Origin of the sequence: Zunongwangia pacifica (genome assembly GCF_023499215.1) — a bacterium.
Taxonomy (GTDB): Bacteria; Bacteroidota; Bacteroidia; order Flavobacteriales; family Flavobacteriaceae; genus Zunongwangia; species Zunongwangia pacifica.
On the sequence record NZ_JAKHSK010000001.1, the window covers coordinates 165,183 to 180,491 of the forward strand.

General features: G+C 36.6%; 12 protein-coding genes. 4 read left to right on the forward strand and 8 right to left on the reverse strand.

Annotation, left to right across the window (positions count from 1 at the left end; translation table 11 throughout):
- The first annotated feature begins 59 nt into the window (after positions 1–59).
- Positions 60–1,340 carry an efflux RND transporter periplasmic adaptor subunit gene (locus L1967_RS00765; protein WP_249599805.1) on the forward strand — a complete coding sequence of 427 codons (1,281 nt, stop codon included), beginning with the start codon at positions 60–62 and terminating at the stop codon, positions 1,338–1,340.
- Positions 1,341–1,359: 19 nt separating this feature from the next.
- A complete protein-coding gene (gene tsaB / locus L1967_RS00770) occupies positions 1,360–2,022 on the forward strand; it encodes a tRNA (adenosine(37)-N6)-threonylcarbamoyltransferase complex dimerization subunit type 1 TsaB (protein WP_249599806.1) in 663 nt (220 codons plus the stop codon).
- 19 nt (positions 2,023–2,041) lie between these two features.
- On the opposite strand, the gene L1967_RS00775 is transcribed toward tsaB, so the two are convergent.
- Together L1967_RS00775 and L1967_RS00780 are read right to left on the reverse strand one after the other, a co-directional pair.
- Positions 2,042–2,926: a mechanosensitive ion channel family protein gene (locus tag L1967_RS00775; RefSeq protein WP_249599807.1), complete on the reverse strand. Its 885-nt coding sequence runs from the start codon at positions 2,924–2,926 to the stop codon at positions 2,042–2,044.
- 72 nt (positions 2,927–2,998) lie between these two features.
- A complete protein-coding gene (locus tag L1967_RS00780) occupies positions 2,999–5,041 on the reverse strand; it encodes a thioredoxin domain-containing protein (RefSeq protein WP_249599808.1) in 2,043 nt (680 codons plus the stop codon).
- Positions 5,042–5,269: 228 nt separating this feature from the next.
- On the opposite strand from L1967_RS00780, the gene L1967_RS00785 reads away from it, so the two are divergent.
- A complete protein-coding gene (locus L1967_RS00785; RefSeq protein WP_249599809.1) occupies positions 5,270–7,534 on the forward strand; it encodes an inorganic phosphate transporter in 2,265 nt (754 codons plus the stop codon).
- Between the two features lie 85 nt (positions 7,535–7,619).
- Here L1967_RS00785 and L1967_RS00790 read toward each other — a convergent pair whose 3' ends face one another.
- Entirely contained in the window at positions 7,620–8,549 is a 930-nt protein-coding gene (locus L1967_RS00790; RefSeq protein WP_249599810.1) for a NifU family protein, read from the reverse strand.
- Positions 8,550–8,684: 135 nt separating this feature from the next.
- On the opposite strand from L1967_RS00790, the gene L1967_RS00795 reads away from it, so the two are divergent.
- Positions 8,685–9,680: a PorP/SprF family type IX secretion system membrane protein gene (locus tag L1967_RS00795; protein ID WP_249599811.1), complete on the forward strand. Its 996-nt coding sequence runs from the start codon at positions 8,685–8,687 to the stop codon at positions 9,678–9,680.
- Here the strand turns inward: L1967_RS00795 and murI are convergent.
- From murI to L1967_RS00820, 5 genes are all read right to left on the reverse strand, one after another.
- Positions 9,677–10,468, reverse strand: a complete 792-nt coding sequence (gene murI, locus L1967_RS00800; RefSeq protein ID WP_249599812.1) for a glutamate racemase — start codon at positions 10,466–10,468, stop codon at positions 9,677–9,679. The genes L1967_RS00795 and murI overlap by 4 nt on opposite strands.
- Positions 10,469–10,537: 69 nt before the next feature.
- On the reverse strand, positions 10,538–11,050 hold the full coding sequence (locus L1967_RS00805) for an OmpH/Skp family outer membrane protein (RefSeq protein ID WP_249599813.1): 513 nt from the start codon (positions 11,048–11,050) through the stop codon (positions 10,538–10,540).
- Positions 11,051–11,084: 34 nt separating this feature from the next.
- Positions 11,085–11,897, reverse strand: a complete 813-nt coding sequence (locus L1967_RS00810; protein WP_249599814.1) for an OmpH/Skp family outer membrane protein — start codon at positions 11,895–11,897, stop codon at positions 11,085–11,087.
- 30 nt (positions 11,898–11,927) lie between these two features.
- Positions 11,928–14,636 carry an outer membrane protein assembly factor BamA gene (gene bamA / locus L1967_RS00815; protein WP_249599815.1) on the reverse strand — a complete coding sequence of 903 codons (2,709 nt, stop codon included), beginning with the start codon at positions 14,634–14,636 and terminating at the stop codon, positions 11,928–11,930.
- Positions 14,569–15,309 carry an isoprenyl transferase gene (locus tag L1967_RS00820; protein ID WP_249599816.1) on the reverse strand — a complete coding sequence of 247 codons (741 nt, stop codon included), beginning with the start codon at positions 15,307–15,309 and terminating at the stop codon, positions 14,569–14,571. Before L1967_RS00820 ends, bamA begins: the two co-directional genes overlap by 68 nt.

A 15,309-nucleotide genomic window follows, 5' to 3' on the forward strand; every position in this document is an offset into this window, starting at 1 on the left:
GATATTTTGGTTTCATCAAGAACGGGATATTTAAAATTTCGCTTTTAAAAATGTTATAAATGAAAAAGAAAACTCTTTTTATCATTCTGGGAATTATTGTGGTTTTGGCCATATTACTCGTTGTAGGTAAGAAATCTGGAATGTTTGGTAAAAATGGTAATTTTAAACAAGTAGAAATTACACAAATTAAATCGCTGGATATTGTAGAAACGGTATCGGCAACCGGAAAAATCCAACCAGAGGTAGAGGTGAAATTATCTTCTGAAGTTTCTGGGGAAATTATTGAGCTTCCAATCATTGAAGGGCAGCAGGTAGAAAAAGGCGATTTATTGGTAAGGATTAACCCAGATATTTATCAATCTAACGTACAACGTTCACGTGCCAGTATGGAGAATGCCCGCGCTAATTACTCGCAGTCCCAGGCCAGTTTAAAGCAGGCAAAGGCAGATTACGAACGTAATAAAACACTTTTCGAAAAAGGAGTGATTTCTAAGGCAGAATGGGATGGCATTGTGTCCAGCTATGAAGTGGCTGAGGCTAATAAAGAATCTGCTTATTACAGTATGCAAAGTGCTGCTGCAACAGTGACCGAAGCTCAGGATAACCTGGGTAGAACAAATATCTATGCGCCTATGAGCGGTACAATTTCTAAATTAGATGCCGAGTTAGGGGAACGGGTAGTAGGAACCCAGCAAATGGCCGGTACCGAGATTTTACGTGTGGCCAACCTTTCTAATATGGAAGTTGAAGTAGATGTAAACGAAAATGATATTGTAAAAGTTGAAGTGGGGGATTCTACCGTTGTTGAGGTAGATGCTTACCTAAGAAAAGAATTTAAAGGTGTGGTTACTGAAATTTCTAACTCTGCCGATAGTGAGTTAACCACAGATCAGGTAACAAATTTTAAAGTAAAAGTCCGCATTTTAGAGGATTCGTATAAAGATCTTTTAGAAGGGAAACCGGCGAATTATTCGCCATTTAGACCAGGAATGACGGCTACCGTAGACATTATTACCAATAAAAAGAATAATGTTATAGGTGTTCCTATTAGTGCGATCGTTGTAAAAGCCGATACCTCGTCTGTAACTAAGGGAGCCATGCCTCCTAAAAATGTAGAAACCGATCCTTCTAAACTTTTTGAATGTGTCTTTGTTAAGAACGGGGAAGAAGCTAAATTGCGCGTTGTAAAAACCGGAATTCAGGATGATGCTAATATTCAGATTACAGATGGTCTGGAAGAAGGAGAAACTGTAATTACCGGCCCGTATAATGTAGTAACAAAAACTCTAAAATCTGGAGATAAAGTTGAGGTTATGGGTAGCACCAACGGCGAAGGATAGAGTTTAAAATTCGATAATTTTGGCTATAATTCTTTGTTTGGAGACCGCAACCACTAACTGCTCGGTTGCTTTGTGTGAAGAGGGTAATTTAATCGCTTTAAAAGAAGATAATAGTAAAGGCTATTCTCATGCTGAAAAATTGCACGTGTTTATCGATGAAATTTTAAAAGAAAACAATCTTAAAATCGATAATCTTGATGCTATTGCGATTAGTAAAGGCCCCGGGTCTTATACAGGGCTAAGAATTGGGGTTTCCGCGGCCAAAGGTTTGTGCTTTGCTCAGGATATCCCATTAATTTCAGTGCCAACGTTAACCGCTTTGGCCAAGCAGGTAAATCCAAAAGAAGGAGAACAGATCATCCCCATGCTAGATGCAAGAAGAATGGAAGTGTATTCCGCAGTATTCGATTCAGCATTTAATCAAATAAGAGAAACTAAAGCTCAGGTACTTTCCGAAGAAAGTTTTCAGGAAGAACTGGCAAAAGGGAAAGTTTATTTTATTGGTAATGGAGTGGCAAAATTCAGGGAAATCTGTGAACATCCAAATGCTGAATTCATTGAAGACCGACTTCCTTCAGTAAAAGAAATGAATACAATAGCTTATGATAAATACAAAATAAGCGACATAGAAGATGTCGCTTATTTTGAACCTTATTATTTAAAAGATTTTGTGGCAGGTTAATAAACCTGCTTTTCTTTTTTTATTCCGATTTATCTGTGCTGCTTTTTTCAGAAGCTTTTAAAACTGTCCCGCTCATTTTTGTTTGATCATAAAGATAAACATCACGTTGTGGGTAAGGAATTGTCATACCGGCTTCTTCTAATCTTATTTTCCCTTCTTCCAACATATGCCAGTGAATATCCCAGAAAACGCTGTTTTTAGCAAAATATCTTACGTAAAAGTTTACTGAATTATCGCCTAATTCACCAACAAGTACCTGTGGTGCTGGTTCTGCCTCAATACCTTCCTGTTCTTTTACCAGGTTCATCAACACTTCTTTCGCTTTCTTGATATCATCATCGTAAGAAATACCAAATGTCATGTTTTCCCTTCGGGTATCATTATAACTATAATTGGTGATATTATCGTTACTTAGCTGTCCATTAGGAATAACGGCACGTTGGTTTCCAAAAGTGTCTATTTTAGTGTAAAATAAAGTAACTTCTACAACACTACCAGAAACCCCTTGAGCCTCTATCCAGTCTCCAACCTTAAAAGGTTTTAATATGATGATTAAAACACCACCAGCAAAGTTAGAAAGAGATCCCTGTAAGGCAAGGCCAATTGCCAAACCTGCAGCACCAATCGCAGCAACCAGCGATGCGCTTTCTACACCTAGTTGCGTGATAACTAAAACAAATAGCAGAATTTTAAGTCCCCAGCTTAAAAGATTAACAGTGAATTTTTCTAGCGTAGGATCAAAATCTTTTTTATCGAAAAGTTTCTGAACGTATTTTTTAATAATTTTTATTACCCAGAGTCCCACAATCAATAATGCGATGGCACCAAGAAGTGTTGGTAGGTAAGAGATAAATTTGTCGGCGTATTCTTTGGCGATTTCGCCCCAGTCACTTAGTTTTCCCATAGTTATATAGTAGTTTTATGCAAAGAGAACAATTTTTTAGGGCAAATGCGAGTAATTCTCGTTTAAGTTTTGTTAAACCACCTTTATATTATTTAAAACAGGCGTTAAAATTTGCTCTGGGAGCTGGCATTTTCCCTTTTCGCATAAATAATATAATGTTTTTCCTTTCACAAAGCGATCTTTAAGAAGGGCTAGGTCACTTTTGGTATTACTTCCCGAAATGATAAGATTTGGAAGGTATTTTTTCTGAAGTTCTTTTTGTTTTTCCGCTGCTTTTTCTCCAAGAACCGCCAATTCATAAAAAGGATTACTAAAGTTTAAGTATAAATGAAGCCAGTTGGAATACCCCATAGGATAGGAGTCAATTTTATCTGAAATGACTTGAAGCATTTTATCTGAAGTCTCTAAAAATTTAGATTTTCCTGTTAAACTGCCCAATCTGAATAAGTTATTGGCCATGACCGAGTTGGAAGCGGGGATCACATTATCGGTAAACTCAACCGGATTACTAATTAATGCATCATCTTTTTTTGAAGTGAAGTGAAATAGCGAATTTTTCTCATTATAGAAATATTCAAAACAATACGCTGTAAGATGGGTAGAAAAATCAATCCATTTTTTATCGAAAGTGACCTCGTGTAATTTTAGAAAAGCTTCTATGGTAAAGGCATAATCTTCAAGATAGCCGTTAATTTTACTTTGTTTGTTTTTATAGGAATGAAAAAGACTATGGTCTGATTTTAGCTGATTTTCGATAATAAATTCAGCATTTTTTAGCGCGGTAGCAAGATAATTTGTGTTTCCTGTGGCGGCATAAGCTTCAGCGAAACCGGTAATGGTTAACGCATTCCAGGAGGTGAGCGTTTTATCATCCAAACCTGGCTTTTTTCTTGTTTTCCTCGCTTCAGCAAGAATTTCTATCCATTTCAATTTTTTCTGTTGAAATGCTTCTGTAGGGATGTTATGCTTTTCAGCAAAAAGATCATCTCTTTCGGTTTTATAAAGAATATAATTTTCATTTTCCCAATAGCCTTTAGCATTAATATTAAAATAGGCTGAAAAATGATCGAATTCTGAGGTTAATAGTTCTTGAAGTTCTTCTTTTTTCCAGGTGTAGAAAGCTCCTTCTTCCTGAATTCCTTTTTCGTTCTCAGAATCGGCATCCAAAGCTGAATAAAAAGCGCCGGTACTATCGGTAAGTTCAGTTTTGATGAAATTAGCTGTTTTTTCAATAATTTCTTTATACCAGCTATTTTGGGTAAGCTTGTAGGCTTTACTGTACAAACTTAAAAGTTGCGCGTTGTCGTAAAGCATTTTCTCAAAATGCGGCACGTGCCAGCGATCATCTACAGAATATCTGGCAAAACCACCGCCAATATGATCAAAAGTACCACCAAAAGATATTTTATCTAAACTATGCAGCACATAATCCTGTAATTGACGATCGCCAAATTGATAGCCATAGCGTAACAGAAAATCTAAATTGCTTGGCATCATAAATTTTTGGGCATTTTTGGAGCCACCCAGTGAGGTGTCTAAATATGGTTTCCAGTTTGCCACGAACTCGGTTATTCGTTTTTGTGAAAATTCATGGGTGTTTTCATTATTATCAATAAGATTGAGTTGTAGCAAACCTTCCCCCAGCCTATTGGCGTAATTGGTAAGCTGTGCGGGATCTTTTTTGTAGAGCTGTTGAATTTGCAATAAAGCACTTTTCCATTGTTCCTTTTTAAAATAGGTGCCACCCCAAACTGGGCGACCGTCGGGTAGCGCGACAATATTCATAGGCCATCCGCCGCTGCCGGTCATTATTTGTACGGCTTGCATGTACACCTGGTCGATATCGGGACGTTCTTCCCGATCTACTTTTATAGAAATATAATGAGCATTCATAATATCGGCCACTTCTGGATCTTCAAAACTTTCGTGCTCCATTACATGGCACCAGTGACATGCCGAGTATCCCACACTAATTATTAATAATTTGTTGGTAGTCTTGGCTTCTTCTAAAACATTTTTATGCCATGCTTTCCAGTCTACCGGATTATGAGCATGCTGTAAAAGATAAGGGCTGCTTTCGTAAATAAGATCGTTGGTGAATTTTGGATTGCTCATAACTTCATTTTAATAAAAGTTAGTCAAATTTAAAAGTTTTGAAACAATGATATGTCGATTACTTTATCTGATAAACGGTTGTGCAAACTTAAGATTAGTATATTTGTTGCTCAAAATCAGCATGAAGACAGGGATTTAGGCTTTAAATAACTTAAAGTTTTCATAACCTTAGACCGCTTTGAATTTCAAAAAAAAGATAGACTTTTGCTGGTTGAAAATATTGGATTTATGGAAGATGTTTACATTGTAATGCTTGTAGCCCTTTTAGCGCTTGCGATTACAGATTTGGTGGTAGGGGTAAGTAATGATGCCATCAATTTTTTAAATTCGGCTATAGGGTCTAAGGCGGTTTCCATGCGAACCATCTTAATTGTAGCAAGTGTTGGTGTGGCTATTGGAGCGATTTTTTCCAGTGGCTTGATGGAAGTGGCCCGAAAAGGAATTTTTCTTCCGCAGCAATTCTATTTTGAAGAGATTATGATCATTTTTATGGCGGTAATGATCACAGATGTCTTACTGCTCGATTTCTTCAATTCTATTGGTTTACCTACTTCAACTACCGTCTCGATTGTATTTGAATTACTGGGGGCGGCTGTAAGTATTGCCGTAATTAAGATCTATAAAGAAGGAAACGACATCAGTCTTTTGGGGAGCTACATTAATACCAGTAAAGCGACAGAAATTATTATTGGTATTTTAACGGCGGTCGTCATCGCCTTTATTGTGGGATTGGTGGTACAGTATATTTCCCGGCTAATTTTTTCTTTTCAGTTTGAAAGGAAAATGAAATATGTGGGAAGTGTTTTTGGAGGAGCTTCCTTAACCGCAATTCTTTATTTTATCCTTATAAAAGGACTTAAAAGTGTGCCTTACCTTTCTGAAGATACGCTTAATTACATCAACGAAAATACCCTGATTATCATTTTAATTGGTTTTGTGCTGTTCTCTATCATAAGCCAGGTATTAATGAGTCTTTTTAAGCTAAATATATTAAGGGTAATTATCGTTATAGGAACCTTTGCTTTGGCGTTAGCTTTTGCGGGGAACGACTTGGTGAACTTTATTGGGGTGCCTATTGCAGCCTGGCAATCGTTCAATTTGTGGGAAGCAGCCTATCAATCATCCGGAGTTTTGCCTTCAGAATTATTAATGAGCGGATTAAGCGGAAGTGTGCCTACTCCAGAATTCCTGTTAATTATTGCGGGAGGTGTAATGGTGGTGACGCTTTGGTTTAGCAGTAAAGCAAAATCTGTGGTAGAAACCGGGGTTAATCTGGCAAGACAGGGTGACGGTGTAGAGCGTTTTGAACCCAATTGGCTTTCCAGAAGCATTGTGCGTTATTCGGTGATGTTGAGTGGCGCAGTGTCTACAGTAGTGCCAAAAGCGATAAAGAATAAGATTGATAAGAAGTTTGAAAAGCCAGAGAATCATTCTCGTAGCAAGAGGTTAGATGCTCCTGCTTTCGACATGGTTAGGGCTTCTGTAAACCTTGTTGTGGCCAGTATTTTAATATCTATTGGTACTAACCTTAAATTACCGTTATCGACTACGTATGTTACTTTTATGGTGGCGATGGGGTCTTCTTTGGCAGATAGAGCCTGGGATCGTGAAAGTGCGGTGTATCGTGTGGCAGGAGTGTTAAACGTGATTGGCGGGTGGTTTGTTACGGCTTTGGTGGCTTTTACGGCATCGGCAATTTTTGCCTGTATCATTTACTACGGTGGGACTATTGCTTTAGCAGTACTTATTATTGTAGCTGTTGTTTTGGTGGTAAGAAGTGGTATTCTGCATAGTAAAAAATCGAAAGAAGAAAAGAAAAACAAACGTTACAATCGTACAGATATTATTACGATTAACGAGATTACTACAGAAACTTCAGAAAATATTTCTAGTGTGATCCATGGGATTAACCGAATGTATACCAAAACAGTAGATAATCTTGGTTATCATGATCTAGGAAAGCTTAAGAAAAATAACAAAGCGATAGGTAAGCTTGAAGAAGAGGTTGATGAACTTAAAGGGAATATCTTCTATTTTATTAAATCGCTGGATGATGATTCGGTTGAAGCTAGTAAGTTTTATATTTTGATTCTCGATTATCTTCAGGATATGACGCAGTCTATAGCATTTATTACACGTAATAGCTATAATCACGTACATAACAATCATAAGAACCTTAAGTTTAATCAAATTCGGGATTTAAAAAAGGTAGATGAAAGAATGCAGGTACTTTTCGATGATATCGAGTATGCATTTAATAACCATGAATTTGCGAAAATAGACCAGATCTTAAAAGATAAGCAGGAATTGTTGGATTACGTGTCAGATCTAATTCAGAAGCAAATTAATCGTATTCGGACTTCAGAAACGAGTCCGCGTAATACTAAACTTTATTTTGGATTACTTTTAGAAACAAGGGATTTAATTACCTCAACAATGAGTTTGCTTCATTTATTCCAGGAGTTTTACAGGGAAGCAAAAAGTACTTTTTAAGAGGGGCTTTAAAAAAATAAGAAATTAAAAATCCGCTTTAATCAAGCGGATTTTTTTAATTTTCTATTAATATATTCAGTGTTAATTATCCATTAACGGCTTCTACATAATCTACTTTTCCTTTTAGCATATCTCGAAGCATCGTTTCAATTCCGCTTTTTAACGTCATGGTCGAGGACGGGCAGCCGCTACAGGCTCCCTGTAGGATCACTTTTACAGTTCTGCTTTTTTCGTTATAGGAATCAAATAAAATATTACCTCCATCACTGGCTACTGCCGGCTTAATATATTCTTCTAAGATAGCGACAACCTGTTGGGAAGTGTCGTCCAGCTCATCAATATTAATTTGTGGTTTGGGTGCGCTTTTAGAAGTTTTAGATTCATTTTCTTCTCCTGTTGTGCCGGTAATCGCATCGTTATTTAAAACTGAATTTCCTTCCTGAATAAAATTGCGAATGAATTCACGTAATTCCATGGTGATCTCGTCCCAGGAAGCCACGTCGTATTTATTGATACTAACATAATTCTCATCAATAAAAACTTCTTTTACAAAAGGAAAATGAAATAGTTTTTGAGCTAATGGAGATTCAGCCGCATCGTCAATATTTTTGAATTCAGCCGCATGAAGTACCAGTTTTCTATTGGCTACAAACTTCATCACCTTAGGGTTTGGTGTGCTTTCGGCGTAAACGGTGACAGGAATATTTTTTTGCTGCTCGTCAGTTTTAATAACTACACCGCCTTTATTCAGGTAATTTTGTATTTGCTCGGCTACCTCATTTTCAACTTCAGGCCATGCTACAATATCATATTTTTCAATAGCGATAAAATTTTGAGAAATGTAAACTGTCTTTACAAATGGAAGATAAAAAAGTTGTTGGGCAATTGGGGACTTCGTAGCTTCATCGATGTTTTTGAACTCAAAATTCTCGTGTTTGGTTAAGAATTTATTGGCTTCAAATTTTACAATTGCCGGTTGTGTAGTGTGTTGTATATTAATAGTATAATTCTCCATTTCTTGAAATTTTCTGCAAAAATACTAAACAAAAGTCAGCTTATGTATATATTTACGCGACTTATATTTAATAGCATCTATAGTTTGATAAAATTTTACTTCGGTTTTATGTGCTTCCAGCGGTATGGACGAATCTTGAGTTTGTTGATTTTTGGTTTCCTTTTTACATTTTCGGGTAAAAAGACGTATGCACAAGAAGTTATTCCAACATATTCAGATTACCTTACAGATAATCTATACTTATTATATCCATCGATGGCAGGTGCTTCAAATTATAATCAAATTCGGCTTACCGCTAGGCAGCAGTGGTTTGACGTAGATAACGCCCCCAACTTACAAACTTTAAGTGTTAATGGAAGATTGGGTGATAAGATAGGTTTGGGAAGTATCTTCTTTAGAGATGAAAATGGTTATTTTTCTAAGTTAGGAGCCTATGCTACTTTTGCTTATCATCTTATGTTTTCCAGGGATAATGTGAACCTTAATCAGTTATCTTTTGGGATTAGTGGAGGGATTATTCAGCACCGGCTGGATCAATCTGCATTTACGGTTTATGATCCTATTATTGGAAATAGTGCTACTGCGACAGATATTTTTGGAAATATGGATGTAGGAATGTCGTATTATTATATGGATTTTTATGCGCATGTTGCGGTAAAGAATATTATTACGGTAGATAGGGATTTATTTTACTCTGATGCGGTGCCGAATAATCAAAGAAAATATCTGGCTTCAGCCGGATATGTTTTCGATTTTTATCGCAATGATTGGGGATTGGAACCTTCGTTTTTATTTCAGCTTAGAGAACTAAATTCTCAAGCCACCATAGATGCAAATATAAAAGCCTATAAAGATTTCGATTTTGGCCAGGGATGGGTGGGAATGTCTTATCGGCAAGCTTTTGATGGAGCAGAGTATACCAGAACCGGGGAAGAAATACAACGACAAAATTTACGATATATCACCCCTTTTTTAGGTTTGGAATATAAACGATTTGTTTTTGGTTATACCTTTAGTTACCAGATGAATACTATGGTGTTAAGTAATAATGGTTTCCATCAGATTACTTTGGGATATAATTTTGGGGAAAGCAGGCAGCGATACGATTGTCATTGCCCGGCGATTAATTAAAAGTCAAGGTGTGTCACCCTAAAGCTTTCATTGTTATCGTTAACGAGGTTTTGAAGTACTTTTGGATCGTGGTTAGTATAAAAAATACAGGTTCCTTTTTGCTTAAAATCGGTATGTAATATTTTTTCTTTTTCCAAAATAGCCTTGGTCTGTCGGGCTACGGCTTCACCAGAGTCGATAATACTTAAATCGACACTGAATTTTTCTTTTAACTTCGGAATTAAATAGGGGTAGTGGCTACAGCCTAAAACCAAATAATCAATAGGGTTTGATTTTAAAGGGACAAGAAGATCATCCAATAACTTATCCATTTCTTCTGAATATATTTTCCCAGCTTCGATAAGCTCTACGAGTCCGTTTCCTTCTACTTCAATAACTTTTAATCCCTGGGTGTATAGATCTGAAGTTTTTGTGAATAAACTGCTGCTAAGCGTCCCTTTGGTGGCAAGAATACCAATTGTTTTTGTTTTCGACTTTAATGCGGCAGGTTTTATTGCGGGTTCAATGCCAATGATAGGAATGTCGAATTCATTTCTTAATTCTTCAATCGCATTTGTCGTGGCGGTGTTGCAGGCTACAACAATTATTTTAGCGCCAAGTTCTAAAAGTTTTAGAGTGTTTTTTCGGCTAAGTTCGATAATTTCCTGCTTGGTTTTAATACCATAAGGAGCATTACTGCTATCGGCCAGATACATAGTATCTTCAAAAGGTAAAAGCTCATGGATTTCTCTCCATATAGAAGTTCCCCCAACGCCTGAATCAAATATGCCAATATTGTTTTTGCCCATAGGATCAAAAATAAAAACTGCGCAGATATCTGCGCAGTTTTTATTATAAATTATATCTTAAAATCTTTATTAAATACCTAATTTAGTTTTTACATCTGGCATTAAATCATACCCGTCTGCCATGATTACACCAGCACCAGTTGTAGAATCTAAAACATAATCAAATCCTTTAGCTCTTGCTACATCTTGGATAGCATTACGTGCTTTTTCTAAAATGGGTCTTACAAGATCTTGTTGTTTTTTCTGAAGATCCTGAGAAGCTTTTTGGCTACGCTCACGGATTCTTTGCTCAGCACTTTGTAACTCCATAGAACGTTTTTGGTTCTCTTCTTCAGTTACTGTTTCAGCTTCAGCTTCGTAACGTTGTAGGGTCTTTTGTGCTTCATTCATCATATCCTTGATTTCAGCATCATACGTATTTCTCAACTTATCGAGTTGGGTCATGGCATCTTTATACGCAGGCATAGACTCGATAAGTTCCTGAGTCGCGATGTGTGCAACTTTAGAGTCCTGAGCATTTACAAATGTCGTAGCTCCCAGGGTTAATGCTAAGGCTATAAAAAATGTTCTTAATTGTTTCATTTTAATTATTATTAAGTGTTAAAGTAATTATTTGTTAATTGATTGTATCCTTCTTTTGTTGTAATGCTTCTCGGGCAGCTTGTATGCTATCCTGCCTCGCTTTACGCTCTTTTAATATTCTTTCTCTTCTTGCTTCAAATTCAGCTTTTTTAATGGCTCTAAGAGAATCACGTTCTCTACGGCGTTGCTCAATATAAAGTTCTCTTTCGGTTTTAGCATTTTCAGAAGCCTGAGCTCTAGCCTGAATAACGGAGTCTTGAGCTACCGTTCTGTTTTCAGCCTGTTCCAATTCTATACGATCTTTGCGGGTTTCGATTTGTTCCCGATTGGCTGCTCTGGTAATGATTCTTAAAACCTGATCACTCATATCGTAATTGGACTTGGCATAAATCATACCAATTTCTGAAGTGCGGTCGAAAATAAAATCAAATTTTCTTCTTTCGGCTATTTCCTGGACTGCGGTAAATACCTGATCCTGTATAGGTTTAATTAGTTTTTTCTTCTGAATAATAAAATCGCCTCCAGGCCCAAATCTTTTTTGTTGATACTCGGTGAGCTGATCTTGTAAATACTTGATATCCTCTTCGCGCTCTTCTAAAAGTTCTTTGGTTAATAAAGCGCGCTCATTTTCAAGTTGGGTCTGGATTTCAGAAATTTCACGTCTTTTTGAATCAATTTCGTTTTTCCATTCTTGTACGCGACGATCAAGTTGGGCTGAAGCTTCCTGATATTCAGGAATGTTCTCTAAAATATAGTCCATATCAATATAGCCAATATTAAGGCCACGCTGGGCAAATGTTACCAGCGGTAAAAGTATTGCTATAATAATTAGACTTAATTTTTTCATACGCCCGAATATAGAAAATATCATGCCATTTTAAAATTGTTGACCGATGATGAAATGTGTTTCCCATCCGTTTGCACCAGATTGTCCAGGGATTGGATCAAATCCATAACCAAAGTCGATTCCTAATAGTCCAAAAGCAGGCATAAAAATCCGAAGACCGGCACCAGCAGAGCGGTTTAACTGGAATGGATTAAAATCTTTAAAGTTGTCATAAGAAGCACCACCTTCTAAGAATGTTAATGCATATATCGATGCTGATGGTTTAAGAGTAATAGGGAAACGAAGCTCTAAAGAGTATTTGTTATAGATCGTTGCCCCATCGTCTTGTGATGCCTGACTTAAAGATGTCCTGTCTAAAGGAATTAAAGACTGGTTAGGATATCCTCTTAGTCTAATGGTTTCACGACCATCAAGACTATACGATCCAAGTCCGTCACCTCCCAGATAAAAACGCTCAAAAGGAGGGATTCCACGCTCTTGATTATAAGCGCCTAGGAAACCATATTCAACGTTTGTTCTTAATACTAAATTTTTGTTTTCACCAAAGTTAGCTAAAGTAGTATACCAGTCTCCTTTAAATTTAACTTTATAAAATTCCAGCCACTTGTATTTTTCCTGATCGATTTTAGATTGATCTCCTACGGCGTTATCTGGAGTTACACGATTACCATTTCTATCGATTAGATTTCCATTATCATCTTCTAACTGATATTCTCTATGGTTTTTCAAATCATCATAGTCTACACCATTCCATAGTGAATAAGGAGGGGTGAACTTAGCAGTGATGCTAAAAACAGATCCTCCTACCGGGAAGATTGGGTTATACCTTGTGTTATCCCTAGTAATACCTAAGGTATAGGTAAAGTTGTTAGAGAAACCGTCACCGTAGGTAAATAATCCGGTATTATAGTTGTTAAGATCGTAACGTTGGAAACCTACAGCATGAGAAATTTGTAAATAAGGATCTGGTTCGGTAAGCCGTTTACCAAATCCTACACTAACCCCTAAAATATCAAAGCTACGGTCTCTATTAGCTTTTCTTGCTCGATAATCATATAAAAACTGCCTTGTGTAAGAGAAGGAAGTAGAAAGTTGTACTGGTTTCCTCCCGCCTAGCCATGGCTCTACAAAAGAAAGGCTATAGGTTTGGTAATAAGTACTGGCTTGTGCTCTTAAAGAAAGGCTTTGTCCGTCTCCCATAGGTACCGGTTTGTATGCATCTTTATCGAATATTCCCGCTAGTGAGAAGTTATTGAAAGAAAGCCCTAAAGTACCTATAAAACCACCGCCACCATAACCACCTTGTAGTTCGATCTGGCTGGCACCGGCTTCAACTACATTGTATTCTAAGGATAATGTTCCAGTTTGTGGATCTGGATCAATAAACTCAGGACTAAGTTGCTCCGCATCAAAGAATCCTAAAGAACCTAATTCTCTTACCGTAGATACAACGTCCTGCTGGTTATACTTTTGCCCTGGTTTTGTTAACAGGTTCCTGTAGATTACGTGGTCTTTAGTTTTGTTGTTTCCAACAACTCGGATTTCGTCAAAATAAGCTTCTTTTCCTTCAGTGATTCGTAATTCGAAATCAATCGTATCTTTATAAACATTCGTTTCTACTAAATTAAAACTAGAGAATAGATAACCATTGTTTCTATAAATGGTGGAAATATTGGTTGCATTAGGATCTTTAGGATCTTCAATTCTTTCGTTCATAAGAACGCCGTTATAGGTATCTCCCTTTTTAATCCCTAAAGCACGGTGTAAGAAATCATCGGTGTAAACCGTGTTGCCAACAAAATCGATATTTCCGATGTAGTATTTGTCACCCTCTTCAAGTTTAATCTTTAAAGCGATGTTATTTTTATCGACTTTAATAAGACTATCCGAAATAATTCGGGCATCTCTATACCCATTTTCTTTTAGTTTGTTTACAAGGTTTTGCTTATCTGTTTGGTAATCTTCCCTGTTAAATTTTGAACGCTTCCAGAAACGATAAAATCGCTTTTCCTTGGTGTCTTTCATGGCTCTTTTTAACCTGGCATCAGAGATCTGCTCATTACCAATGATATCGATATCCTTAATTTTTACCTTATCTCCGGTATCGATATTAACAACCATATTTACGAGGTTGTTATTGGTTGTATCTTTAACTTCGACAGTGTTTATGGCTACTTTTGCATTAAAATACCCATCTTTTTTGTACTTGTTTTCGATGTAATTTTTGGTGTTGGTAATGAGGTTTTCAGTAACATTAACACCGATCTTTAGCTTATTTTCGTCAATGAGCTCTTCCTTGTCTTTTTTCTTTTTAATGCCTTGTATCCTAACTTCAGAAAGTTTTGGTATATCTGTGATCACTAGCTCAAGATCTGCGACCCCGTCTTTTACATTGGTGATATAAAATTCGATATCACTAAACATATCGAGATCCCAAAGTTTTTTGATAACATTACTTAGCCGTTGCCCAGGAATGTAAATTTCGTCACCTGTTTTAAGTCGTGTAAATGAAATTACGGTGCCTTCGTTATATCTTGTAGAGCCGGTAACTTTTATTTTGCCTAAAGTGTATTTTTTACCGTTTCCTATAGGGAGATCCTGCGCATTTGCAGCGATGCTAAAAGTAAAACAAATTATTACGAATGCTAATATCCTTTTCGTCATAAATACACTAACTAAGTTGCTCACTTGTTTTTCCAAATCTTCGTTCTCTGTTTTGATAATTGTAAATGGCTTCATAAAGATTTTCTTTTCTAAAGTCTGGCCATAAAATATTTGTAAAATACAACTCGGCATAAGCCATTTGCCAAAGCAAAAAGTTGCTGATCCTTTGTTCGCCACTTGTTCTAATCATCAAGTCGACATCGGGAATATCTTTGGTATATAAACTTTTAGATATTAAAGAATCATTTATTTCATCTGGTTGTAACGTTCCTTCTTTAACTTTATTGGCTAAAGCTTTGAATGCAGAGGTGATTTCTTCTCTGGAACCATAGCTTAATGCCAAAATTAAAGTCATTTTAGCGTTATCTTTTGTTTTTTCGATAACATCTAAAAGTTCCCTTTTTGCTTTTTTAGGCAGATTATCAATATTGCCTATTGCGGTTAGTTTGATATTGTTGTCCTGAAGCGTTTTGATTTCTTTCTTTAAAGAAGAAACCAAAATTTTCATTAGGGTGTCAACTTCTAGTTTTGGGCGATTCCAATTTTCAGTGGAAAAAGCGTATAGAGTTAAAAATTTTATTCCAATCTCGGCACTACCTTCTACAACATCTCTTACAGATTTTACGCCTTCATTATGGCCAACCGCTCTTAAAAAGCCTTGTTTTTTTGCCCAACGGCCGTTGCCGTCCATTATAACGGCAATATGCGAGGGTAATTTTGTTAAGTTGAGATTTTCTTTAAAATTCAT